This window comes from Vibrio sp. 10N.261.52.C11, assembly GCF_041471405.1.
Classification (GTDB): domain Bacteria; phylum Pseudomonadota; class Gammaproteobacteria; order Enterobacterales; family Vibrionaceae; genus Vibrio; species Vibrio crassostreae_C.
Genome location: NZ_JBFROI010000145.1, coordinates 1 through 575 on the forward strand (window position 1 = coordinate 1; position 575 = coordinate 575).

Below are 575 nucleotides of genomic sequence, written 5' to 3' on the forward strand. Positions count from 1 at the left end.
CATAGGTAAATTGAGTCACGCTCGCGCCATCGGCACTCGCGAATGTTAATACATCGAAAACGGATGTCGTTGGCGTACCTGCAGCTAAGTCGGCGACAGTAGGCTCTTCAATCGTCAGATCGCCACTAGCCATCACTTGAACATCATCGGTAATAGTGACTGACAGAGGTGACATTAAAGAATCATCACCGTCGGTATCAACCGCGTAAACTGGTAGTTCAAACGTGAAGTCGTTATTGCCACGACCATCCTCGTGGTCGATATTCTCCAACAGCGTAAAGGTATATTGCCCCAGAGTCGCAGCGCTAAAGCTTAATGTGAAAATCTGTGTTTCTACATTCGAGGCACTAGTTGTAAAACCAACATAGTTACCTGAGCCTGTCGGATCTTCTTTCAGATCAATTGGCAGACCATCGGATTTCAATGAGTCATCACTGTTGAACTCACTTGGCTCTAAACGGAATTTCTCAACATCATCGCTTTGATTCGTGAATGAGATGGTTTCTGTTTGACTCACCGCACCCATGATTGGTGACGAGCCATCCGCTAAATCTGCTTCAGCAAGCGCGATGCTT

1 protein-coding gene is annotated in these 575 nt (G+C 46.4%); it reads right to left on the reverse strand.

What is annotated here, in order from left to right; translation table 11 throughout:
- Positions 1–575, reverse strand: a 575-nt coding sequence (locus AB4323_RS24455; RefSeq protein WP_372153553.1) for a hypothetical protein, incomplete at both ends; no start/stop codon positions are given.